At 72.0% G+C, this 21,369-nt stretch carries 19 protein-coding genes; 7 read left to right on the top strand and 12 right to left on the bottom strand.

What is annotated here, in order from left to right; translation table 11 throughout:
• Positions 1-14: 14 nt before the first annotated feature.
• The 4 genes from ACIBAG_RS02820 to ACIBAG_RS02805 form a co-directional block, all read right to left on the bottom strand.
• Positions 15-467: an SRPBCC family protein gene (locus tag ACIBAG_RS02820; protein ID WP_399100190.1), complete on the bottom strand. Its 453-nt coding sequence runs from the start codon at positions 465-467 to the stop codon at positions 15-17.
• Positions 468-560: 93 nt separating this feature from the next.
• The gene (locus ACIBAG_RS02815; RefSeq protein WP_399100187.1) at positions 561-3,392 is read right to left on the bottom strand and encodes a beta-L-arabinofuranosidase domain-containing protein; all 2,832 of its coding nucleotides are present in this window, start codon (positions 3,390-3,392) and stop codon (positions 561-563) included.
• Between the two features lie 137 nt (positions 3,393-3,529).
• On the bottom strand, positions 3,530-4,216 hold the full coding sequence (locus ACIBAG_RS02810; RefSeq protein ID WP_399100185.1) for an HAD family hydrolase: 687 nt from the start codon (positions 4,214-4,216) through the stop codon (positions 3,530-3,532).
• Between the two features lie 19 nt (positions 4,217-4,235).
• Positions 4,236-4,715, bottom strand: coding sequence for an Lrp/AsnC family transcriptional regulator (locus tag ACIBAG_RS02805; protein WP_399100183.1), 480 nt, complete (start codon positions 4,713-4,715; stop codon positions 4,236-4,238).
• Between the two features lie 197 nt (positions 4,716-4,912).
• On the opposite strand from ACIBAG_RS02805, the gene ACIBAG_RS02800 reads away from it, so the two are divergent.
• Both ACIBAG_RS02800 and ACIBAG_RS02795 read left to right on the top strand, forming a co-directional pair.
• On the top strand, positions 4,913-6,409 hold the full coding sequence (locus ACIBAG_RS02800; protein ID WP_399100180.1) for an FUSC family protein: 1,497 nt from the start codon (positions 4,913-4,915) through the stop codon (positions 6,407-6,409).
• A gap of 185 nt (positions 6,410-6,594) precedes the next feature.
• Positions 6,595-7,080: a MarR family winged helix-turn-helix transcriptional regulator gene (locus ACIBAG_RS02795; protein ID WP_399100177.1), complete on the top strand. Its 486-nt coding sequence runs from the start codon at positions 6,595-6,597 to the stop codon at positions 7,078-7,080.
• Positions 7,081-7,172: 92 nt separating this feature from the next.
• Here the strand turns inward: ACIBAG_RS02795 and ACIBAG_RS02790 are convergent, their stop codons facing one another.
• A complete protein-coding gene (locus ACIBAG_RS02790) occupies positions 7,173-7,823 on the bottom strand; it encodes an FMN-dependent NADH-azoreductase (RefSeq protein WP_399100175.1) in 651 nt (216 codons plus the stop codon).
• 146 nt (positions 7,824-7,969) lie between these two features.
• Between ACIBAG_RS02790 and ACIBAG_RS02785 the strand changes: the two genes are divergently transcribed.
• Both ACIBAG_RS02785 and ACIBAG_RS02780 read left to right on the top strand, forming a co-directional pair.
• A complete protein-coding gene (locus tag ACIBAG_RS02785) occupies positions 7,970-8,638 on the top strand; it encodes a nitroreductase (protein ID WP_399100172.1) in 669 nt (222 codons plus the stop codon).
• 328 nt (positions 8,639-8,966) lie between these two features.
• Positions 8,967-10,019, top strand: a complete 1,053-nt coding sequence (locus tag ACIBAG_RS02780) for a lactonase family protein (protein WP_399100170.1) — start codon at positions 8,967-8,969, stop codon at positions 10,017-10,019.
• A gap of 77 nt (positions 10,020-10,096) precedes the next feature.
• Here the strand turns inward: ACIBAG_RS02780 and ACIBAG_RS02775 are convergent, their stop codons facing one another.
• From ACIBAG_RS02775 to ACIBAG_RS02760, 4 genes are all read right to left on the bottom strand, one after another.
• Positions 10,097-11,020 carry a sirohydrochlorin chelatase gene (locus ACIBAG_RS02775; RefSeq protein WP_399100168.1) on the bottom strand — a complete coding sequence of 308 codons (924 nt, stop codon included), beginning with the start codon at positions 11,018-11,020 and terminating at the stop codon, positions 10,097-10,099.
• A 119-nt stretch (positions 11,021-11,139) separates the two neighbouring features.
• Positions 11,140-12,213 (bottom strand): N-acetylglucosamine kinase, encoded by a 1,074-nt coding sequence (locus ACIBAG_RS02770; protein ID WP_399100166.1) that lies wholly within the window; start codon positions 12,211-12,213, stop codon positions 11,140-11,142.
• Positions 12,210-12,887, bottom strand: coding sequence for a uracil-DNA glycosylase (locus ACIBAG_RS02765; protein ID WP_399100164.1), 678 nt, complete (start codon positions 12,885-12,887; stop codon positions 12,210-12,212). Before ACIBAG_RS02765 ends, ACIBAG_RS02770 begins: the two co-directional genes overlap by 4 nt.
• A gap of 85 nt (positions 12,888-12,972) precedes the next feature.
• Positions 12,973-14,058 (bottom strand): WD40/YVTN/BNR-like repeat-containing protein, encoded by a 1,086-nt coding sequence (locus ACIBAG_RS02760; RefSeq protein WP_399100161.1) that lies wholly within the window; start codon positions 14,056-14,058, stop codon positions 12,973-12,975.
• A 277-nt stretch (positions 14,059-14,335) separates the two neighbouring features.
• On the opposite strand from ACIBAG_RS02760, the gene ACIBAG_RS02755 reads away from it, so the two are divergent.
• Positions 14,336-14,923: a hypothetical protein gene (locus ACIBAG_RS02755; RefSeq protein ID WP_399100158.1), complete on the top strand. Its 588-nt coding sequence runs from the start codon at positions 14,336-14,338 to the stop codon at positions 14,921-14,923.
• Between the two features lie 181 nt (positions 14,924-15,104).
• On the opposite strand, the gene ACIBAG_RS02750 is transcribed toward ACIBAG_RS02755, so the two are convergent.
• Positions 15,105-16,802, bottom strand: coding sequence for an acyl-CoA dehydrogenase family protein (locus ACIBAG_RS02750; RefSeq protein WP_399100155.1), 1,698 nt, complete (start codon positions 16,800-16,802; stop codon positions 15,105-15,107).
• Positions 16,803-16,876: 74 nt separating this feature from the next.
• Between ACIBAG_RS02750 and ACIBAG_RS02745 the strand changes: the two genes are divergently transcribed.
• Positions 16,877-17,632, top strand: a complete 756-nt coding sequence (locus ACIBAG_RS02745; protein ID WP_399100153.1) for a PaaX family transcriptional regulator C-terminal domain-containing protein — start codon at positions 16,877-16,879, stop codon at positions 17,630-17,632.
• Positions 17,633-17,775: 143 nt separating this feature from the next.
• Here ACIBAG_RS02745 and ACIBAG_RS02740 read toward each other — a convergent pair whose 3' ends face one another.
• Positions 17,776-18,558 carry a pectate lyase gene (locus ACIBAG_RS02740; RefSeq protein ID WP_399100151.1) on the bottom strand — a complete coding sequence of 261 codons (783 nt, stop codon included), beginning with the start codon at positions 18,556-18,558 and terminating at the stop codon, positions 17,776-17,778.
• 33 nt (positions 18,559-18,591) lie between these two features.
• Positions 18,592-19,572, bottom strand: coding sequence for a polysaccharide lyase family 1 protein (locus tag ACIBAG_RS02735; RefSeq protein ID WP_399100149.1), 981 nt, complete (start codon positions 19,570-19,572; stop codon positions 18,592-18,594).
• 307 nt (positions 19,573-19,879) lie between these two features.
• Here ACIBAG_RS02735 and ACIBAG_RS02730 point away from each other — a divergent pair, with 307 nt between their 5' ends.
• Positions 19,880-21,205, top strand: a complete 1,326-nt coding sequence (locus tag ACIBAG_RS02730; protein ID WP_399100146.1) for a PHB depolymerase family esterase — start codon at positions 19,880-19,882, stop codon at positions 21,203-21,205.
• The last annotated feature ends 164 nt before the right edge of the window (positions 21,206-21,369 follow it).

Genomic DNA, 21,369 nt, shown 5'->3' with positions numbered 1-21,369 from the left:
ACTCATGCCGCTGGTCACCCCGTGCGATGCGTGAGCCTGCGCTCCAGGTCGCGCAAGTCCTTGCCGATGTTCGAGCGGACCTGGCGGGCCATGAGCGGTGCGGTCAGCCGCAGGAGGCCGCCGGGGCCGCCCCGGACACGGATGCGGGCGAGGGTGCCGGCCGGATGCGGGTCGAAGGAGTAGGTGACGTGCATCGGCATCGGACCGGCCACGGACACCATGTCGAGCAGCCGGGGGAACTCGTACGACGCCACCCGCAGCACGTAGTCGATGCGCCGGCCGAGGAAGTACGCGGTCCTGGTGACCTCGGCACCGACCCCGAACCCGCCCGCGTCGGCCTGCCGGGTCAGCTCGGCCGTACGGATGCCCTGGGTCCACTCGGAGTCGTGGCGCCAGTCCATGGCGTACTCGGCCACCTGCTCGGGAGGAAGCGGGATCACCCGCTCCGCCGTTACGTCGATCGTCATCGTGCCGCCGCCCTGTCAGGATCCTGACCGCTGACTCCAGGATCCCCGCACCGGACGCCGAGTGCGCGTCGGTGCGGGGATCCGGTCGGCGGCTCAGGGGACGTACGTCGCCTGCTCGGCCGTGCGTACGACCGTCGCGCCGTCGGACTGGCTCAGCAGACCCGCCGCCACCCACGCCGTCACGGTGGACCGCACGCGCGAGACCAGCGCGTCCTTGTCGCCGAACGGAGCCCCGGCCCAGATCTCGTCCAGCAGCGTGGTGCCGTCGGACTTCGCGGGGTTGGCGACGCCGGAGTCCGAGTTGCCGAAGACCACCCGGGGTTCGGAGCGCCGGAAGTAGGCGTGGGTCGGGTCCTCGGTGCCCTCGAAGAAGGGGGCGAACTCGGTGCCGTTCAGGGTGTAGTGGAGCGGCTTGCCGGTCACGGGGGTGAGGGACGGCAGCAGGTCGCCGGAGAGGGCGGCGTTGCGGTAGAGGCCCAACTGGAGGTAGTCCGTCGCGGAGTTGCGGCCGACCAGGTTGATCGGGCCGTAGAAGAGGGTCTGCAGGGACGGGTCGTCGAGGGCCTTCTCGACGCGGAGCCGGAACGGCAGGGTGACGCGCACGGCGTCGCCGGCACGCCACGTGCGGGACACGGTGACATAGCTTCCGGCGCTCGGAGTCCCGCTCACCGCACTCCCGTTCACGGTCACCTTGAAGCCGCCGGCCGCCCAGGACGGCACGCGCAGCTTCAGCTCGAACGACGCGCTGCCCCCGCCGATGGTGAGGGTGGAGCCCTGCTCCCTGGGGAAGTCCGTCGTCTGTGTGACCGTGACGCCCTTCTCGGACCAGGTGAGGGTCGAGGGGCTGTAGAGGTTCACGTACAGGGCGGAGCCGTCGGCCTTCCTGAAGTACACCGAGTCCTGGTACTTCGTGGCGCTCTCCAGGCCGGTGCCCTCGCAGCAGGTCGTGCCCTGCTTGGGCGTGTAGTCGCGCACATGCCCGGGCTTCAGGCCGATGAAATAGGTGGTCAGCGGCTTCTCCGCGTCGGCCTTGTCCTGCTTGGAGCCGAGCACCTGGTTGTAGAGGGCCCGCTCGTAGTAGTCCATGTACTTCGGGTCCTGGTCGTGGAAGAACAGCATGCGGCTCAGCTTGAGCAGGTTGTGCGCACAGCATGTCTCGGCGTTGGTGTCGCTGATCGTGCCGGCGACGACCCCGCGGGCCTTCCAGAACTCGCCCGTGCTCGTCCCGCCCATGCCGTACATGCGGTGGGGGACGACCATGCCCCAGAAGTTCTTGGCGGCGGTGAGGTAGCGGGCCTCGCCCGTCGCGTCGTACAGGCGGACGTAACCGGTGAAGATCGGGATGTGCTGGTTGGCGTGCAGGCCGTCCAGGATGTCGGTGTTCGCGGCGCACGCGTCGATGAGCCGGTCGAGGTCGAACAGCCTGGCCAGCGCGAGGTGTTCGGCCTTGCCGGTGATCGTGTGCAGATCGACGATCGTCTCCACGATGCCGCCGAACTCGCCGCTGGAGAAGATGCCCCACATCCGCTGGAGCGTGGCGTCGGGAAGTTTGGACAGCCGGGAGTACATCCAGTCGCACATGCCGGACGCGAGGTCGAGGGCGCGGGCGTCGTCGGTGGCGAGGTGGGCGTCCAGCAGGCCCTTGAGGATCTTGTGCGCGGTGTAGTAGGGCGCCCACACCCTGGTGTAGTCGCCGCTGGTCATCGACTCCAGTTCGATGAACTGGGTCTCCGGGTACGCCGCGAGGAACCCGGGGTGGCTCGGTCCGCCCCAGGTGCGGCGCAGCGTGGCGGTCAGCCCGCGGCCGGAGGCGTCCGCGAAGGTGCCGCCCGCGGTCTCGGAGAAGTCGTACGACGCCAGGTTGCCCCGGCCGGCGGACGTGGCGGAGGCCCGGTTGCTCTGCAACGCCGTGATCTCGGCGGCGGTCAGGGCGCGCGACCAGACGTTGAACTCGTCGAAGGCGCCCGCGAACACCGGGTCGCCGGAGAAGTTCGACCGGCCGAGCCAGTTGTTCGTCAGGGTGCCCAGCGCCGCCGGGTTGAGGGTCATCGAGGTGTTCGTGGCGACGGCCGTGCCGTTGACGTAGAGCGTGCCGGTGCCGCCGCCGATCGTCACCGCCAGGTGGCTCCACCGGTTCAGCGGCAGCGCGGCGGTGCCGTTGAGGCCCTGCTCGCCGCCGGGTCCGCCGGTGGTGATGGCGAACCGGGGGACGCCGCCCGCGTTGCGCGCCGCCAGGTACAGGTACCGAGTCGTGTTGGTGCCGAAGTCGAAGACGCGCGTCCAGTCGGCGTTGTGGGTGGGCTTCACCCAGGCCGACAGGGTGATCGCGGAGGCCCCGCCGAGCACGGCGGACGGCAGGTCGACGTACTGGTACGAACCGCGCACGTTCTCCTGGGCGGTGCCGAACCTGCCGCTGACGCTCAGGATGCGCGGATCGCGGCCCAGCGCCTCGCGCACCTGGTCCAGTGCTCCCACCATGGTCGCGATCTTGTCGGCGTACAGCTGGTCCCCGGTGCTCGCGTACGCCTGCGACAGCATGCTCAGGAAGTGGCCGGTGTAGTGACCGCGCAGGTTGCCGTTGGCCTCGCCGTCCAGCCCCTCCCAGCCGCCCGGGGCGACCGCGCCGCCCGTGGCGAGCCCGGCGTTGGCGCGGAAGACCTGCAGCAGCCGGTTCACGTCGTAGCCGCGGCCGTGGTCGAGCATCAGCTGACGCTTGGTGGCGAAGATGCCGGGCCGGAGGGCCACGTCGCCGAGGGCGAACGGCTGGACGGTCCAGGCGGCCGGAGCGGCGGCAGCGGCGGCGGCTGCCGACGGCGCCTCAACAGCCGCCGAAGCCCGGCCCGTTGCGGCCAACGAGACCGCTGAGGTCGTCCCCGCCAGCGCCGCGGCTTGGAGAAGGGATCGTCTGGAGAGGGGCGGTGCCATGTGTGCTCCTCGTCGGTGGGGGTCGCACGTTGGGCAAATTGTTCGGCATTGCGAACGACGTACGAGCAATCGACCAGACGATAAGGAGGGGGCCGGTGAGGGTCAACGGGTCTGAGCGAATTGATGGAGGTCGGGCGCTACTTCGCCCGGCACAGCCAGTCGTACGCCGCCCGCGCCGTGAACTCCCGCTGGCCGCGCCGCAGTAGGAGACCTGCCGTCGCGAAGTCCGCGGCATCCGCCTGAGCCGGCACGTACGGGATCGCGATGCACCGCATCCCTGCCGCGTGCGCCGCTGCGGCGCCGGGGGCCGCGTCCTCCAGGACGATGCAGTCACCGGGTGCGACGCCCAGTCGGCGTGCTGCCTCCAGGAAGACGTCCGGTGCGGGCTTGCCGCGGTCGACCTCGTCGGCCGAGACGACGGTACGCAGCCGGGCGTCGAGGCCCGTGCCGGCCAGGACCGTCGTGATGGCCTCCAGTGAGGAGCCCGAAGCCACGGCCATCGGGACGCCCTCGGCTGCCAGCAGTTCCACGAACTCGCGCATCTGCGGGTACGCGCGCGTGGAGGTGCGGGCCAGCTCGAGATAGCGGCGGTTCTTGGCGGCGAGCAGCTCGTCGACGGTGGCGGTCAGGCCGTACTCGCGCTTCCAGAGCGTGACCGTCTCCAGGGTGCTGATGCCGACGTACCGCTGATGATCCGCCCAGGTGAAGTCGGAGATCCCGTGCTCGGCGAGGACCTGGCGGCCGGCCTCGAAGTAGTGGGGCTCGCTGTCCACGAGTGTTCCGTCAAGATCGAAGATGACCGAAGTGCCGCCGAGTCCGCTCATGGCTCCAGCATGTCAAAGGTCATTTCCGGGCCGTCGCCCGCCCGATCGACTCCACCAGCGGCAGCAGCCGGTGCGGGACGCGCTCGCGCAGGGCCACCTCGGTGCGGGTGCGGACCACACCGGGCAGGCTGATCAGCTTCTGGATCACGTCCTCCAGGTGGGCGTTGTCGCGGGCCACCACACGGGTCAGCAGATCCCCGCCACCCGTGATCGAGAAGGCCTCGACGATCTCCGGCACGCCGGCCAGGGCGTCGCCCACGTCGTCGAGATGGCCCTGGGTCACCTCGATATGCACGAACGCCAGCACCGGATGGCCGAGGGCGGCGGGGGAGAGGGTCGGCCCCGTGCCGGTGACCACGCCGTCCCGCTCCAGCCGGTCGAGCCTGGCCTGGAGCGTGCCGCGGGCTACGCCGAGGATGCGGGCGTACTCGCGCACGCTGGTGCGGGGCTGCTCCAGCAGCAGACGAAGGATGCGGGTGTCGAGCTCGTCCACGGGCATGGTGAGGCGGCCTTTCTCCGGGCATGGTCCGTTGGCTCGCCGCTGGACGGGCGAGGAGCGACATCTCTGTGCCAATGGCCCAGTCTATGCGGGGCCACTTGAGCCAGTCTCCTCGGTGATGCTGCAATGAAGCGGTCGATGGCGCTGCGGACCTCCGCGGCGCCTTTTTCATGCCGATTCGAAAGGGGCGGTCAGCAGTGCTGAAGAGGGTGTTCGTGGCGCCGGACCCGGGGCGGGCGCGGCTGCGCTTCGCCGTGCGGGCCGTGCTCGGCGTCGGGCTCGCGGTCGTCGTCTGCGGGTTCGCCGGACATTCCCTCGTCGGCGCCGTCACCGGCGGCCTCGCGGCGCTGCTCGCCCTGTTCACCGTCACCGACGCCACGGTCCGCGGACAGGCGGTCACCACCGCGCTGCTGCCGCTCGTCGGCCTGCCGGTCCTCGCGGCCGCGGCCGAGCTGCACGATCACCCCGTCGCCCGGGACCTCACCTTCCTCGCCGTGGTCGGCGCCGGCGTGTACGCGCGCCGCTGGGGTCCGCGCGGGCACAGCCTCGGCGTGTTCGCGTTCATGACCTTCTTCGTGGCGCAGTTCCTCCAGGCGACCCCGCGGCACCTGCCCGAGCTCTACGCCGCCGTCCTGCTGTCCCTGCTCACCGCGTCCGCGGTGCGCTTCGGGCTGTGGTGCTACGAACGCCGTACGCCCCCGGCGCCCGTACCCGCACCGCCGGGCGGCAGCGGACTGGCCCGCGTGACCACGCGCCAGGCGATCCAGGCCACCGCCGGCGCCGGTTTCGCCCTCGTCGTGGGCCAGCTGGTGTCCGGCCAGCGCTGGTACTGGGCCGTCGGCGCCACCTGGTGGATCTTCGTGAACACCACCTCGCGCGGCGAGACCCTGGTCCGCGGCTTCCGCCGGGTCCTCGGCACGGTGATCGGCATCGGACTCGGCCTGCTCGTCGCCGTGCCGCTGCACGGGGCGGCGGTCCCGACGGCCGTACTCCTCGCCGTCTGCGTCTTCGGCATCTTCTACACCGCGGCCGTCTCCTATACCTGGATGATGCTCTGCGTCACGGTGCTCGCCGAGCTTCTCTACGGCCTCCTGGGCGTCCTCGATCCCGCCCTGCTGGCGCTGCGGCTCGCCGAGACCGGCGTCGGGGCGGTCGGTGCCGTGCTGGCCGTGCTGTTCGTCCTGCCCGTCACCACCCACACCGTCACCGACGCCTGGATCCAGCGCGCCCTGCGCTGCGTCCACGCCGCCACCGCGGAGGCCGCCGCACGCCTCGCCGGGGACGAGGCCGCCGACCCGGCCGCGCGGGTGGCGGAGCTGGAACAGCTGCTGGCTCGGGTACGGCTCTCGGTCGCCCCGCTGGTGCACCCCCTCAACCCGATGCCGGCCCGCAAGCGGCGTGCCCGTCGTGTGCTCGCCCTGCTCGACGACTGTGCCCGCGAGATCCGGGGCCTGGTCGCCGTCGCCGCCGACCCGGAGGCCTCCCACGACGCCCGCCTGGCCGCGGCGTGCTGGCGCGTCGAGGCCGCGGTCGAGGCGCTCACCGGCGGCACGGCCGTCACCGCCCCCACCACGCAGCCCGCCGAGTCGGACCCGGCGCTGGCTCACCTGCACGGCCTGGAGCGGGCCCTGGCCGAGCTGGCCCAGCCGCTGCGCACGCCGTCCGGTTCACGGCTCGTGGTGCAGCAGCCCTAGGCCGTGTCCGCAAAGTCCCGCCTGCCCCGCGACGCCTGGCACGCACTCTCGCCGCACCGGGCGCACGCACCAGACGCCGCGGGGCCCGCCCTCCGGGCGGACGACGGGACTTTGCGGACACGACCTAGGGCATCTGGTTTCAGCCGATACCGTCTCGAACGAGTGCACGACGGTACTGTGGCCGCATGACCGCCGACGTCCCGAACGCCTCCACCGCCTCGCGGGCCACCGACCGCCCCGGCGACGCCTCGCCTTTCGCGCTCGGCCTGCTGCTGCGCCGGGCGCACTGGCGCGCGGCCGCGGTCATGAGCGAGGCACTCCGGCCGCTCGGTGTCGAGTTGCGGCACTTCGCCGTGCTGATCGTGCTGGTCAACGAGGGACCCACGGTGCAGCGGGATCTGGCGGCGGCGACCGGGTCGGACAAGGCCGGCATCATGCGGGTCGTGGACGACCTGGAGCGCAAGGGGCTGGCCGTCCGCAAGGCCGTCCCGGGGGACCGGCGGGCGCGCTCGGTGGAGATCACGCCCAAGGGGCTCGAACTCTTCGACGCGGCCCATGTGGCGGCGGAACCGCTTGCCGAGGGGTTGGTCGCCGGGCTGGAGCCGGGTGAGACCGAGCAGCTGACGGATCTGCTGACCCGGTTCGCCCATTCCGCGGGGCTCCAGACCTGAGCGCGCCCGCACGCGAGCGCGCCCGCACGCGAGCGCGCCCGCGCGACGGTTGCCTGTCACGTGGGCGCTGTGCGGGCTCTGCGCCGGGAGGGCTACGCGGCCAGGCGCCGCGCGAGTTCCTTGGCCTTGGCGGTGGCGTCCTCGAAGGCGCGCTTGCGCGAGGCCTCGTGGAGCGGGATCAGCTCTGACATGGCCGGGTTGCGCGGGGCCAGGGTGAGTTCCGGAACGATGAAGTCGAGGTCCAGCCCGAGGGTGCGCTCGAGAACGGCCTCCAGGTAGTTCTGGACGAACTCGAAGCCCTCACGCGGGGTGCCCGGCGCGTAGGAACCGCCGCGGCTGGCCACGACGACGACCGGCGTGCCCTGGGCGGAGGGGTTCTCGCCCGCGGTGCGGCCGATCAGAAGCACGTTGTCCAGCCACGCCTTCAGGGTCGACGGTATCGAGAAGTTGTGCATGGGGGCGCCGATCAGGACGGCGTCCGCCTGCTCCAGCTCCGCCATGAGCAGCTCGCGCACGGCGAACGCCGCGGACTGCTCCGGGGTGCGCTCGGCCGGGGCGACGTAACCGGCGGACCAGGCGGCGGCGGTGATGTGCGGGACGGGGTCGGCGGCGAGATCGCGGTGGACCACGGTCCCGTGCGGGTGCTGCTCCTCCCAGGCCTCGCGGAAGGCGGCCGCGACCGCACGGGACGAGGATGCCTCGCCGGAGAGTACGGAGGAGTCGATGTGCAGCAGCGTGGCCATGGCTTTCTCCAAGGGGTGATGTCCGAGTCGGTGACCGGGGGCCGGTGACTTGTTCGCATCCATAGTTAAACACGAGAAGGTATCGATTGATACGATCGCTATCGCAACGCAGTTGGATACGTTCGGCAAACGGGAGGTAGGCGATCTTGGACGTCTATGAGGCGGTCACCAGCCGGCGAGCGGTACGCCGATTCACGGACAGGCAGGTCCCCAAAGAGGTGCTGGCGCGGGTGCTGTCCACCGCGGCCTGGGCGCCGTCCGCATCGAACCTGCAGCCGTGGCACATCTACGTGCTGACCGGCGCGCCACTGGCCGAACTCAAGAAGCGCGCCGGTGAGCGCCTGGCCGCGGGGGACCCCTGGGACGAGCCGGAGTACCAGCAGTACCCGACCGAGCTGAAGTCCCCTTACCGCGAGCGCCGATCCGCCTTCGGTGAGCAGCGCTACGGCGCGCTCGGTATCCCGCGCGAGGACATCGAGGCGCGCCAGAGGGCCGCTTCCGCGAACTGGCAGTGCTTCGGCGCGCCGGCCGCGCTGTTCTGTTACATCGACCGCGACCTGGGCCCGGCCCAGTGGTCCGACGTCGGCATGTACCTGCAGTCAGTCATGCTGCTCCTGCGCGCCGAAGGGCTGCACAGCTGCACCCAGATGGCGTGGGCGAAGTACCACAGGACCGTCGGTGAGCTCCTGTCGCCCCCGGGCGAGCTCATCCTCTTCTGCGGAATGTCGATCGGGTTCGAGGACGGCACGGCGGATCACGTCCGCACGGGCCGGGCTCCGCTCGACGAGACGCTCACGGTCGTCGACGGCTGCTGACGCGGCCCGGTCGCCAAGGGCCGGCGTGCCACCGACGAGGGCGCTCACCTCGCCCGCACGCCATTGAGGCGACCGCATCACCGGGTCCCTCCCGCGTGGGCAAGTCGCTTTGCCGGCCATCCGGAGGGTGGATCAGCCGCCCCGCCGGGTAATTCCGCGCCAGTGGACGTCACGCGACCCGCGAGCCGCGCGGGAGCGGCCCGCGGGTGAGCCCGGTGGGGTGTGCCGTACGGAACTTCCCCTGCGGCACGGGACTCTTGGTCTAGACCGATCGCGATCCACTGCTACCGTCGCCCCGGGACGGCAACCGACCGGAAAGGGGACAACGGTGGCAGACGTCGGCAGACGGGGAGGACGGGCCTACATCGGGTCGTTCACGGCGGCCGGTGGCCACGGCATCACCACGGCCGCCGTGAACGGGGGCAGCGGCGCGCTGACCGTACTGGGCGGCGTGGACGACCTGCCCGACCCCGCGTACCTGGCCCTGTCGCCCGAGGGCGACACGCTCTACGCCGTCAGTGAGACGGCGGAGGGCGCGGTGGCCGCCTATCGCGTGACAGCAAAGACACCGCAGCCGCTCGGACCGCCGGTGCCCGTGGGCGGCAGCGGGCCCGTGCACCTGAGCCTGTTCGCCGGCCACGTCCTGACCGCCAACTACGGCTCCGGCAGCGTCAGCGCCATCCCTCTCCGCGCCGACGGCACCCTCGCGGACGCCCCGTCCGCCGTTCTCCGGCACATCGGCTCAGGCCCGCACACGCCCCGCCAGCAGGCCCCGCACGCCCACCAGGTCCTGCCCGACCCGAGCGGCCGTTGGGCCGTCAGCGTCGACCTCGGCACCGACTCCGTGCGGGTGTGCGCCCTGGCCGACGGCACGCTCGACCTGCACCGCGAGATCGCCCTTCGGCCGGGCTCCGGACCCCGCCACCTGGCCTTCCATCCGCACGGCGGATACGCCTACGTCCTCAACGAACTCACCCCCACCGTCACCGTCTGCCACTGGGACGCCGACGACGGCACGCTCAAGCCCCTGGCCGAGTCGCCGGTCCTGCCGGGCACCCCGGCCGGCGACGCCTGCCCCTCGGCGATCGTCGCCTCGCCCGACGGCCGCTTCGTGTGGACCGCCACACGCGGCGAGGACGTGCTGTCCACGTTCGCCGTCGAGGGCGACGAACTGCGGCTGACCGGGACCGTCACCTGCGCCGGGCACTGGCCGCGCGCCGTCACCGAGGCGGGCGGGTTCCTGTACGTCGCGAACGAGCGCTCCGGTGACGTGGCCTGGTTCGCCCTGGACCCGGACACGGGGCTGCCGCGCTACGAGGGCTCGATCGAGGTACCCGCGGCGTCCTGCGTGGTCATCGGCCCGGAGGCGGGCAGGGCGTGACCGTACGCCGAAGGCCCGCTCCCGGGTGCGGAGCGGGCCTTCGGCGTCACGGCTGAGGCTGAGCCTGCGTGTGGGCGTTAGCGAACCGGCGTGCCCTGCGGCTGCTGTGGGGCGATGCCCAGCGCCGTCGTGTACTTCGACAGGGCGAGCTTGCCGATCGCCGGGTACGGGCCGAGCGCCTCGGCGGCGGAGCAGCCCGCCTCCCGCGCGGCCTCAGCGACCAGGCTCGGGTCGATCTCCGGCCCTATCAGGTACGGCGCCAGCGCCAGCTGCTGCGAGCCCGAGGACCGCAGCTGCTCGGCCACGGCCGAGATCGAGCCGTCCTGGTCGAGGGCCGCCGCCATCACCGGAACGGCCAGGCGCGCGGCGAGCAGCATGCCGGTGATCCCGGCCGCCTGCACGGCCTCCTCGCCGCCGACGGAGGCCAGGATGATGCCGTCCGCGGCCGTCGCCACGGTGAACAGGCGGGCGCGGTCGGCGCGGGCCAGACCGGCCTCCGAGAGACGCACGTGCAGCGCCTCGGCGAGCAGCGGGTGCGGGCCCAGCACATCGGTCAGGTCCGCCGCGACCCGGCTGTCCATCACGGCCTGGCGGATGACGCGCAGCAGCGCGCTGTCCGGACCGGCCAGCAGCGGCACGACCACGGCGACAGGGCCCTCGGGCTGCTTGGCCTCCACCCCAGCTGCGAGCGCCTGCTCATAGCGGGCGGTGCGCTCCTCGGCGGCGTGCACCAGCACCGACTGGAGCGTGGGGAACTCCACGTCATCGCCGTCGACATACCCGATCCGGGCGTCGAGACCGGGGAGCTCGGAGCGGGCGATGCTCACGACCTCCTCGGCGAGCCCGCGGGTGGCGGCGCTCGGCGTGCCCGGCACCGCGAGAACGAGCGCGGGCGCGCCCTCGGGAGCCGCCAGGGGCTCGGGTCGGCGGTGCCGCCCGGGCTGACGAGGTCGCGGCATTCGTACTGGCAGGCCGGACGCGGGCCCAGTGGGGGAGCTCATGGCGAGGCATGTTACTGGCTTCCTGGGCTCCCCTGTTCGGGGAGGGTGCAGGTGAGCGGTATCCGTCCGCTTTTGTCTGATTGAGTTACCTGCGAAGCGGAATCGAACGGCGTGGGGGATCAGTCCCTCTTTCCGGTCACCACGCAGAGCAGTCTGTCGTCACCCGGCAGAGTGAGCGCGCCCCTCGTCAGATCGGTCGCGATCCGCACCGAGCCCAGCAGCGGATCGCCGGCGGCCGGCACCCGCCGCGCATGCGGCAGCCGCTTCGACAACTCCTCTTCCACAGGCAGGACCAGCGGGTCGCCCATCTTGAACAGGCCTCCCGTGAGCGCGACTCGGGGCTCCCCGGCGCTGGGGCACACGGCTGCCGCGGACTCGGCCATGTGCCGGGCGGCGGCGCGCAGGATGCCCGCGGCGACCGGATCGACGTCGGCGCAGGCGGCCACATGGGGAGCGAAGGAGGCGAGGACGGCGGGACGGTCGGGGCGCGGATACAGCTTGCCGGGCAGCCCCTGTACCGGGCCGAACACCTCCTCGGCGCGGGCCAGCAGCCCGGCCGACCCGCCTGCCCTGCCGTCGTACGCGCGCAGCGCCGCCTCCAGCCCCGCCCGCCCGATCCAGGCACCGCTGCCGCAGTCGCCGAGCAGATGCCCCCAGCCGTCGGCTCGGCGCCAGCGCGTCATGTCCGTGCCCATCGCGATCAGCCCCGTACCGGCGGCGACGACGGCACCCGGCCGGGACCCGAGGGCTCCGGCATAGGCGGTTACGGCATCGGCGACGAGAGCGACCCGCCCGATGCCGAACTCCCGCGCCAGCGCGCCCGGCAGTTCGGCGCGCAGGGCATCCCCCAGCGTGGCGAGCCCGGCGGCCCCGATCACGGCCGTCCCCAGCCGGTCGACATCGGCCTCGGCGGTCAACGACCGGACCATGGGCACCAGTTGCTCCATCAGATGCCCGGGGTCGATACCCCGGTCCCCGGTGCGCACCGGCTCGCGGGACTCCCGTTGGGCCACCGCGCCCCGGCCGACGGTCCCGACGACCACGCGCAGGCCCGAGCCTCCGGAGTCGACGGCGAGGAAACCGGGGGCGACCCCGCCGGAGTCGGGGTGGAGCGGGCCCGGGACGGGAGAGGGGTCGCTCAGACCGCCCGGCCCGGCGGTCGTCCGGGACGACCCGTCCCCCGTCTCGTTCATGGCAGGCGCCAGTCCACCGGCTGGCCGCCCTGCCGGATCAGCAGGTCGTTGGCCCGGCTGAACGGGCGCGAGCCGAAGAACCCGCGGTCGGCGGACATGGGGGAGGGGTGCGCGGACTCCACCGACGGGAGGTTGCCGAGCAGCGGGCGGAGGTTGCGGGCGTCGCGGCCCCACAGGATGGAGACCAGTGGCTTGCCGCGTCCGGCCAGCGCGCGTATGGCCTGCTCGGTGACCTCCTCCCAGCCCTTGCCGCGGTGGGCGGCCGGTTTGCGAGGGGCCGTGGTGAGTGCCCTGTTGAGCAGCAGCACGCCCTGCTGGGTCCACGGCGTCAGATCGCCGTTGGACGGCTGCGGCAGCCCCAGGTCGGTGTGCAGCTCCCGGTAGATGTTGATGAGGCTGCCGGGCAGCGGGCGCACGTCGGGCGCGACCGAGAACGACAACCCCACGGCATGTCCCGGTGTCGGGTACGGGTCCTGTCCGACGATCAGGACCCGTACCTCGTCGAAGGGCTGCTGGAAGGCCCGCAGGACGTTCGGTCCGGCCGGCAGATAGGTGCGTCCCGCGGCGATCTCCGCGCGCAGGAAGTCGCCCATCGCGGCGATCCGTTCGGCAACGGGTTCCAGAGCCTTCGCCCAGCCCGGTTCGACGATTTCATGCAAGGGTCGTGGTGCCACGGGCGTCACCCTACTGCCGTGGCGGAGGCGGCGATCAACCAGTGGCCAGGACCCGCTCCACAACCCGCCCGTAAGTGCCGAGGGTTCATCCGATCACCGCGGCCCGCACGCACAGCACGTCCGGCAGATGCGACGCCAGCTGCTGCCAGCTGTCTCCGTCGTCGGCCGACGCGAACACCTCGCCGTTGCGGTTGCCGAAGTACACGCCCGCCGGGTCCGCGTCGTCCGTGCACATCGCGTCGCGCAGCACCGTGCCGTAGTGGTCCTCCTGCGGCAGGCCCGCCGACAGCGGCTCCCAGGTCTTGCCCGCGTCCGCCGTGCGGAAGACGCGACAGCGCCGGTCGGCCGGTACGCGGTCGGAGTCGGCGTTGATCGGGAACACGTACGCCGTCTCGCCGCGGTGCGGGTGGGCGGCCGCAGCGAAGCCGAACGTGGACGGCAGGCCCTCGCCGATGTCCGTCCAGTGCGCGCCCGCGTCGTCGCTGCGGTACACGCCCCAGTGGTTCTGCAGATAGAGACGGTCGGGGGTCGTGGCGTCCTGCGCGATCTTGTGCACGCACTGGCCGAACTCCGGGTTCGGATCCGGCAGGAACACCGCGGAGACACCGGAGTTGGAGGGAGCCCAGCTGGCCCCGCCGTCGGCGGTCCTGAACACCCCGGCCGTCGACACCGCCACCGTCACGGCCTTCGGGTCACGCCTGTCGGTGATCACGGTGTGCAGGCCCTCACCGCCGCCGCCCGGAACCCACTTCGACCGGGTCGGGTGCTCCCACAGCGGGCGGACGAGTTCGAAGGTCTCGCCTCGGTCCTCCGAGCGGTACAGCGCGGCCGGTTCCGTGCCCGCGTACACCACGTCCGGCTCCGCGGCCGCCGGGTGCAGCTGCCACACCCGCTCCAGCGAGGCCTCCGTGTCCTTCGGGAACTTGACGGCCGGCTGCGCCGGTTCGGTCCAGGTGCGCCCGAGGTCGTCGGAGTGGAACACGGACGGGCCCCAGTGCGCGCTGTCGCCGCCCGCGAGCAGCCGCGGGCGCTCGCCCCTCGTGTCGATGGCGATCGAGTACACGGCCTGTGCGTTGAAGTGCGGGCTCTCGTCGAACTCCCAGGTGGCACCCCGCTTCCGCCCGATGAACAAGCCCTTGCGTGTGCCCACGGCGAGCATTACCTCGGTCATGCCGATCACCTCCGCGACGCCTTTGTCTCAGACACGGGCCAGTCTGCACCCCGGCACTGACAGTCACCCCTGGAAAGGCCTGCATCGCAGGTCAGGGCGGCGAGGATAGCTGGCGGCCGGGTGCCGTGGGGCAGTTTCGCGAAGTCGCCCGCGAGGGCCGCAGAGCCCGTGTGACGCTCGACTCAGGGTGCGTGCAGTGAGCAGCCGACTGCCCTCTCCCGTATGGAAGGGCGGTCGGGTCCGGCATGTTCGTGTGCTCATGAGGAGGCAGCCTTCGATGGCGTTCCGTGGTCCGAAGGTGTGGCTGTGGCGGTGGCGGCGCAATCCGCTCAAGCGCCGGGCCGATGCGGTGGAGGCCTGGGTGGTGCTCGCCGCCTGGGTGCTCACCGTCCTCGCCGGAGTGCTGGCCGGCCTGGCGACGGCGGGCACGGTCGAGCAGGGCATGGCGAGGGAGCGCGTGGAGTGGCGGCCGGTCGTCGCCCTGCTCACCGAGCAGGCACCCGGCACCACCGACTCGCGCACCGGCTCGTCGAGCGGCGCGACCGTCTGGGCGAAGGTCCGCTGGAGCGCGCCGGACGGTGCCACGCACACCGGCCAGGCCCGTGTCCGGCCCGGCAGCGGTGTCGGCACGGCGGTCACCGTCTGGACGGACCCACAGGGCCGCCTGGTCACCAAGCCGGCCACTGCGTCCGAGGCCCGCTCCCGGGCCGCCCTGGTCGGCGGCCTCGCCGGCCTGTGCGCCGCGTCCGTCCCCTTCGTCGCGGGCCGCGCCCTGCGCAGCCGGCTGGAGAGCCGCCGCATCGACCAGTGGGGCTATGAGTGGGCGCGCTTCGGACCGTTGTGGGGTGGGCGGACGACGGGGTGACGGCCGCACGGTGGGCCGGGGCGGACGGTGGTCGCCGTGGCGGCTCCGGGACAGCCTGCCGCCATCGGCCCTGGGCACGTCGTGCTCCCTGAAGGGGCCGTGTCAATGGGCGGTGTCGGCGTGCCGTGTCAATGGACGGCATCGGCGGGCGTTGTCAGCCGCCCGCCCCTGCGTCCTCGCCTCACTCCCCGCCAGGCAGCGCCCGCCCCAGAATCCCGTCCACGTCCGCCGCGTCCGGCAGCGTCCCGAACGCATGCCCCCAGTCGCCGCCCAGCCGGGTCGCGCAGAAGGCGTCGGCGACCGCGGCGGGGGCGTGGCGGACCAGGAGGGACGCCTGGAGGCTCAGGGCCATGAGCTCGACCAGGCGGCGGGCGCCGGCCTCGGAGCCGGCGGTCAGCAGGCCCTTGAGGCGGGCGACGGACGCGTCGAGCCGGGTGTCCGCCCCCTGGGCCAGGTCGAGTTCGGCGAAGAGCGCCTCGGCGGTGCCCGGCTCCCTGCTCAACGCCCGCAGCACGTCCAGGGCGTTGACGTTCCCCGAGCCCTCCCAGATCGACAGCAGCGGAGCCTCGCGGTAGTGGCGCGGCATGCCGGACTCCTCGACGTAGCCGTTGCCGCCGAGGCACTCCAGGGCCTCCGCGGTGAAGGCCGGACCCCGCTTGGTGACCCAGTACTTGCCGACCGCGGTGGCGATCCGGCGGAACGCCGCCTCGCCCCCGCCCGCGCCCTCCCCGCGCACCGTCCGGTCGGCCGCGCCGGCCAGCCGTAGCGTGAGCGTCGTGGCGGCCTCGGACTCCAGCGCGAGGTCGGCGAGGACGTTGCGCATCAGCGGCTGGTCGATCAGCCGCGCCCCGAACGCGCTGCGGTGCCGCACATGGTGCCCCGCCTCCACCAGCGTCTTGCGCATCAGGGTCGCCGAGGACATCACACAGTCAAGGCGGGTGCAGTTGACCATCTCGATGATCGTCTTGACGCCCCGCCCCTCGGGACCGACCAGCCAGGCGACGGTCCCGTCGAACTCGGGCTCGGAGGAGGCGTTGGAGCGGTTGCCCAGCTTGTCCTTCAGACGCTGGATGCGGAAGGCGTTGCGGCTGCCGTCGGGCAGGACGCGCGGCACGAGGAAGCAGGACAGACCGCCGGGCGCCTGGGCCAGCACCAGGAAGACGTCGCACATCGGCGCCGAGGTGAACCACTTGTGCCCACGCAGCGTGTACACGCCCGGCTCGGCGCTCGGCCACGCCGTGGTCGTGTTCGTGCGGACGTCGGAGCCGCCCTGCTTCTCGGTCATACCCATGCCCGCGAGCAGGCCCCGCTTCTGCGTCGGCACGCGCAGCACCGGGTCGTACTCCCGGCTGGTCAGCAGAGGCTCGTAGACCTTCGCGAGTTCGGGCTGCCTGCGCAACACGGGGACGGCGGCGTACGTCATCGAGGTCGGACAGCCGTGCCCCGCCTCGGTGTGCCCCCACACCAGTCCGCCCGCGGTCCGGGCGACATGGGCGCCGGGCCGCTCGTCCGCCCACGGAGCCGCCGCCAGCCCTTCGGCCACCGCGACCCGCATCAGCTGGTGCCAGCTCGGATGGAACTCGACCTCGTCGACGCGATGGCCGTAACGGTCGTGCGTACGCAGCTCGGGCTCGAAGCGGTTGGCCTGCTCACCCCACTCCTGGGCCTCGGCGCTCCCGGCTCGGCGCCCGAGCCGCCGGATGTCCTCCTCGGCCCAGGCGGCGCCCTCACGGCGCAGCCCTTCGAGGAGGGCCGCGTCCTCGGACGCGTCGTACGGAGCGTGGGGCGGGGGCTGGTTGGTGACGTCGTGCGTGGCGTACTGCCCGGACGACGGCTCGTGCGCGGTTCCGGACTGGTCCTGGGCGAGTATCGAGTCCATGGCGCCAGTGTTGCATCATCGCTGCGACTGCAGCAATCCTGCAATACGCCGCACCGGCCCGTACAGTCGTGAGCATGCCGAACAATGCGCCACCGCAGGCCGACGAGGTGGAACTGCGCCCGCTGTCCGCCCGGTCGGTCGTCCTGAGCCTGCTGCTGGGGCTGCATCCGCCCGAGCTGCCGGTGAAGGACCTGGTGCGCAGCGTGGAGCCGTTCGGCATCGCGGGATCCACCGTGCGGGCCGCGCTCAGCCGGATGGTGGCGGCCGGGGACCTGCGGCGCGCGGACACGGTCCACCGGCTCAGCGACCGCCTCCTGGACCGCCAGCGCCGCCAGGACGAGGCCGTCCACCCCGAGACCCTGCCCTGGGCCGGCGACTGGGAGATGGTGGTGGTCACGGCTACGGGCCGCGGCCCCGCCGAACGCGCGGAACTGCGCACCGAGTTGACCCGGCTGCGGCTCGCCGAGCTGCGTGAGGGCGTCTGGCTGCGGCCCGCGAACCTGCTCCGCCCGCTGCCGGACGACCTCGCCCAGGTCGCCGAGCGCCTGACGGCCCGCCCCGACCGTCCCGCGCGCGAGCTCGCCGCGAGCCTGTGGCCGCTGGACGCGTGGAGCGGGACGGGGAACGCCCTGCTCGGCCATGTCTCCCGCGCGCGGCGTCCCGCCGACCGCTTCACCGCGTTCGCGGCCGTGGTACGCCACCTGCTCGCCGACCCGGTACTGCCGCCCGAACTCCTCCCGGCCGACTGGCCGGGCGAGGAGTTGCGCGCCGCGTACGCCGAGTATCGGCGGGAGCTGGCGGAGGACGTACGCGCGCGTGAGGGCCGATAGCCCCGAACGACGACGTACGCGCGCGTGCCCTGCGCAAGCCGGCCGCCCCGGGCCCGGGCGCACTGCGGCGGCCGCACGGAGCGCCGTGCGGGGACGCTCCGTACGGCCGCCTTCACCGTGGGGGGACCATGTGCGGCCGGGCTCTACCTGTAGGTGATGTCCGAGCTGGAGTACAGGCAGTTGGTGCTGTCCGGGCCGGTGCCCACGGCCGTGTTGTTGTTGTACTTCTGGCACGGGATGACCTTGCGACCTGCATCGTTGAGGATCGTGATGCCGCGCAGCGTCGCCACGTCGCCCCGGTTGACGTTGATGCCGACCAGGCGTGCCGTGGATCCGGTGCCGGTGACCTCGATGTTGCTGAGGTTGACCTTGCGCGTGTACTGCGTGGAGCAGTCGCCGCAGGAGCGGTACAGCGTCTTGAATTCGCTGACGGCGAAGTTGGAGATGTTCACCGTGCCGGGGCCGTTGTGCTGGAAGACCTTGTCGGCCGCCTTCTTCGCGCCGCCGCCGGTCACCGTGTAGGTGGAACCGCCCCGGAAGGTTGCCGCGTCCTCGCCGACGTCCTCCCACCACACGTTCTGCAGCGTGCAGTTGCCCTCGCAGTGGATGCCGTCGGCGCCGGGCGCGCCGATGATGACGTTCTTCAGCGTCGCGCCGGCCGCGAGCTTGAAGATCGGGTCCTGGCCCTCCTCCTGGCCGTCGCCGGCCAGGTCGCCACTGCCGTAGTACCGCTTCATCCCGCCGTCGACGACGCCGGAGACGGGGATCGTGGCGCTCACCGGCTGGCTGCTGGTGGGCGTCGGCCAGGTGGCGGCGCTCGCCGGCGGGGCGCCGAATGTCGTGATCATGACAGAAGAGAGGCCGAGTGCGGCCAGACCGCCGGTCAGTGCGCGCCGGCGGGCGCGGGGCTTTGCTGGTGAAGTCATGTCCCGTATGCCTTCTTCCAGTTGGGTGGGTGGTCAGAGTTTTCCGGCGCCCGCGCCCGACGTCACCGAGGCGACGACGGTGGACGCGGACTCGGCGGTGTAGCTGTAGGGCGGCGTGGTGAAGCTGCCGGCCTGGGAGATCTCGGTCGCGGCCCCGCCGAGATCGTTGCCGCGCAGATTGGCGTAGCCGTCGACGTCACTGCTGCGGTTCGTGGTGACAGCGACCTTCGTGTCACGGAAGACGTTGTTCTCCACGAGCATCTGGGCGCCCATGCGCGAGTGGCAGGCGGTGTCCGCTCCGGCCACGTAGTTGTTGTAGAAGTGCCCGGTGCCGAAGCGCAGGCTGGGGATGCGCGAGTAGACGTTGCCGAAGTGGTTGTGGTGGTACGTCACCTTCAGACGGCCGGTGTCCTCGCTCGCGTTGTTGTCGCTGTGTCCGACCAGCGAGCCCTTGAAGTGGTCCCTGAAGGTGTTCCAGGACACCGTGACGTTGTCCGAGCCGTGATTGATGTCCAGCAGACCGTCGTAGTAGTCCTTGTCGTGATCGCGGTCGGCCGAGAAGGAGTTGTGGTCGATCCACACCTTCGTCGACGCCTGGACCGTGATGCCGTCGGCCGGTGCCACCGGCTTGCTGATGTTCAGGTTGCGGACGACGACGTTGGTGACGTTCTTCAGCCGCAGCCCGCCCCCGGTGAACCCGGACGACGAACCCGCGCCCAGCACCGTCGTGTTGGAGCCGATGTCGACCTGGCCGCTCAGTGAGATCAGGCCGTTGACCCGTACGACCTTGGCCGAATTGCCGGTCACCGCCGACCTGAAGGCGTCCAGCGTCGAGACGGTGACCGCCGAGGCGCTGCCGCCACCGGTGGTTCCGGCGCCGAACCCGATCGGCGAGGTCTCGGCCGCCCCGGCCTGAGTGGGCAGGATCATGACAGTCACGGCGGCGAGAGCGGCTGCGGCGGCGGTCGCCGGTGCGGTTCTTTGCGGGCGTGCACGTGGGGGGAGAGTTCGCATGCGGGTGCGTCCTTTCGGAAGGACTGGCATGGTCATGTACGTGAACTATGTGCGCCATCTAGAACGCTGCGTGCGGTCAGTGTGGCCAATGGGAGGTTCAGTTGAGCGGTTCGGTCACACTGTTGAACGGAACGTAGGGGGCAAGCGCTTTCTAGTCAACGCTTGGCGCAGAAGAATTCGCGTCGGGCGAGGTGGGTGCCGGGGAGCTCTGCCGACTGCGTGGGAGCGCTTCCATGATGGATGTGTACATGCCACGATGCTTCTCGCCGCACCACGTCCACGAGCCGCGACCAGAAGGGACAAGGACGTGCCCACCCCCATCCGCACGACCGCGAAGAGACCGCTCCGGACGCAACTCGCCACCCTCGTCGGAGCGCTCCTGCCGCTGCTCGCGGCACTGCTCGTCACCGCTCCGGCGGTCTCCGCCCGCACCGAGGCCTCCGGCGTCGTCCCCACCGCGACGCTCACCGAGGTCACCGACTTCGGCGCCAACCCCAGCAACCTGAGGATGTACCTGTACGTCCCGGACAGCGTCACCGCCAACCCGGCGGTCCTGGTCGCCGTGCACTGGTGCACCGGCTCAGGCCCCGACATGTACAACGGCACCGAGTACGACACGCTCGCCGACCGGTACGGCTTCGTCGTGATCTACCCGTCCGTCACCCGCAGCAGCAAGTGCTTCGACGTCTCCTCGCCCCAGGCGCTCAGGCGCGACGGCGGCAGCGACCCGGTCGGCATCAAGTCCATGGTCGACTGGGTCACCCGCACCTACGACGCCGACACGAGCCGGGTCTTCGCCACCGGAATCTCCTCCGGCGCGATGATGACCAACGTCCTGCTCGGCGACTACCCGGACGTGTTCGCCGCGGGCGCCGCCTTCTCCGGCGTCCCCTTCGGCTGCTTCGCCACCACCGACGGCTCCGAGTGGAACAGCGCGTGCGCGCAGGGCACGATCACCCGCACCGCACAGCAGTGGGGCGACATCGCCCGCGCCGCGTACCCCGGCTACACCGGACCCCGGCCCCGTATGCAGCTGTGGCACGGCACCGAGGACGACGTCCTGCGTTACCCCAACTTCGGGGAGATGATCAAGCAGTGGACGAACGTCCACGGAGTCAGCCAGACCCCGGCCGTCACGGACACGCCCCAGTCCGGCTGGACCCGCACCCGCTACGGCGGCACCGGTGACCGGGCCCCCGTCGAGGCGATCAGCCTCGAGGGCGTCGGCCACAACCTCTACGGCAACGGCATGGCGGCCCGCGTCCTCACCTTCTTCGGCCTGGACAGCGGCGGCCCCGCCCCCCAGCCCCAGCCCGGCGCCTGCAAGGTGACCGCCACCACCAGCGCCTGGAACACGGGCCTGACCGCCTCGCTGACGATCACCAACACGGGCCCGACGTCGATCAACGGCTGGCGGCTCGGCTTCACCCTCCCCGCGGGCCAGGCCGTCACCAACGGCTGGGGAGCCACGTACACCCCGGCCTCCGGCGCCGTGACGGCGACCAACGCCTCGTACAACGCGACGCTCGCACCAGGAGCGAGCGTCAGCATCGGCTACCAGGCGAACCACACCGGCAACAGCGCGGCACCGGGCGCCTTCACCCTCAACGGGACGGCCTGCACGGCCGGTTGACGAGGGAATACGCGGCGTGGCCGGAGCGGAAGCGCCGACCACGCCGATCCTCCCGCCACGATGCGACCCGCCTCGGCCACCGGCGCCCCGGCCTGCCCTGCCCGGCGCCCCAGGGCGGATGACATGCCGTTTTGCGGGAACCCGGGCCGCACGGAAGGCGTTGT

The organism is Streptomyces sp. NPDC051243 (assembly GCF_044455405.1).
Taxonomy (GTDB): domain Bacteria; phylum Actinomycetota; class Actinomycetes; order Streptomycetales; family Streptomycetaceae; genus Streptomyces.
Note: the sequence above shows the minus strand (reverse complement) of the source record. Positions and strands in the feature narration are given on the sequence as shown.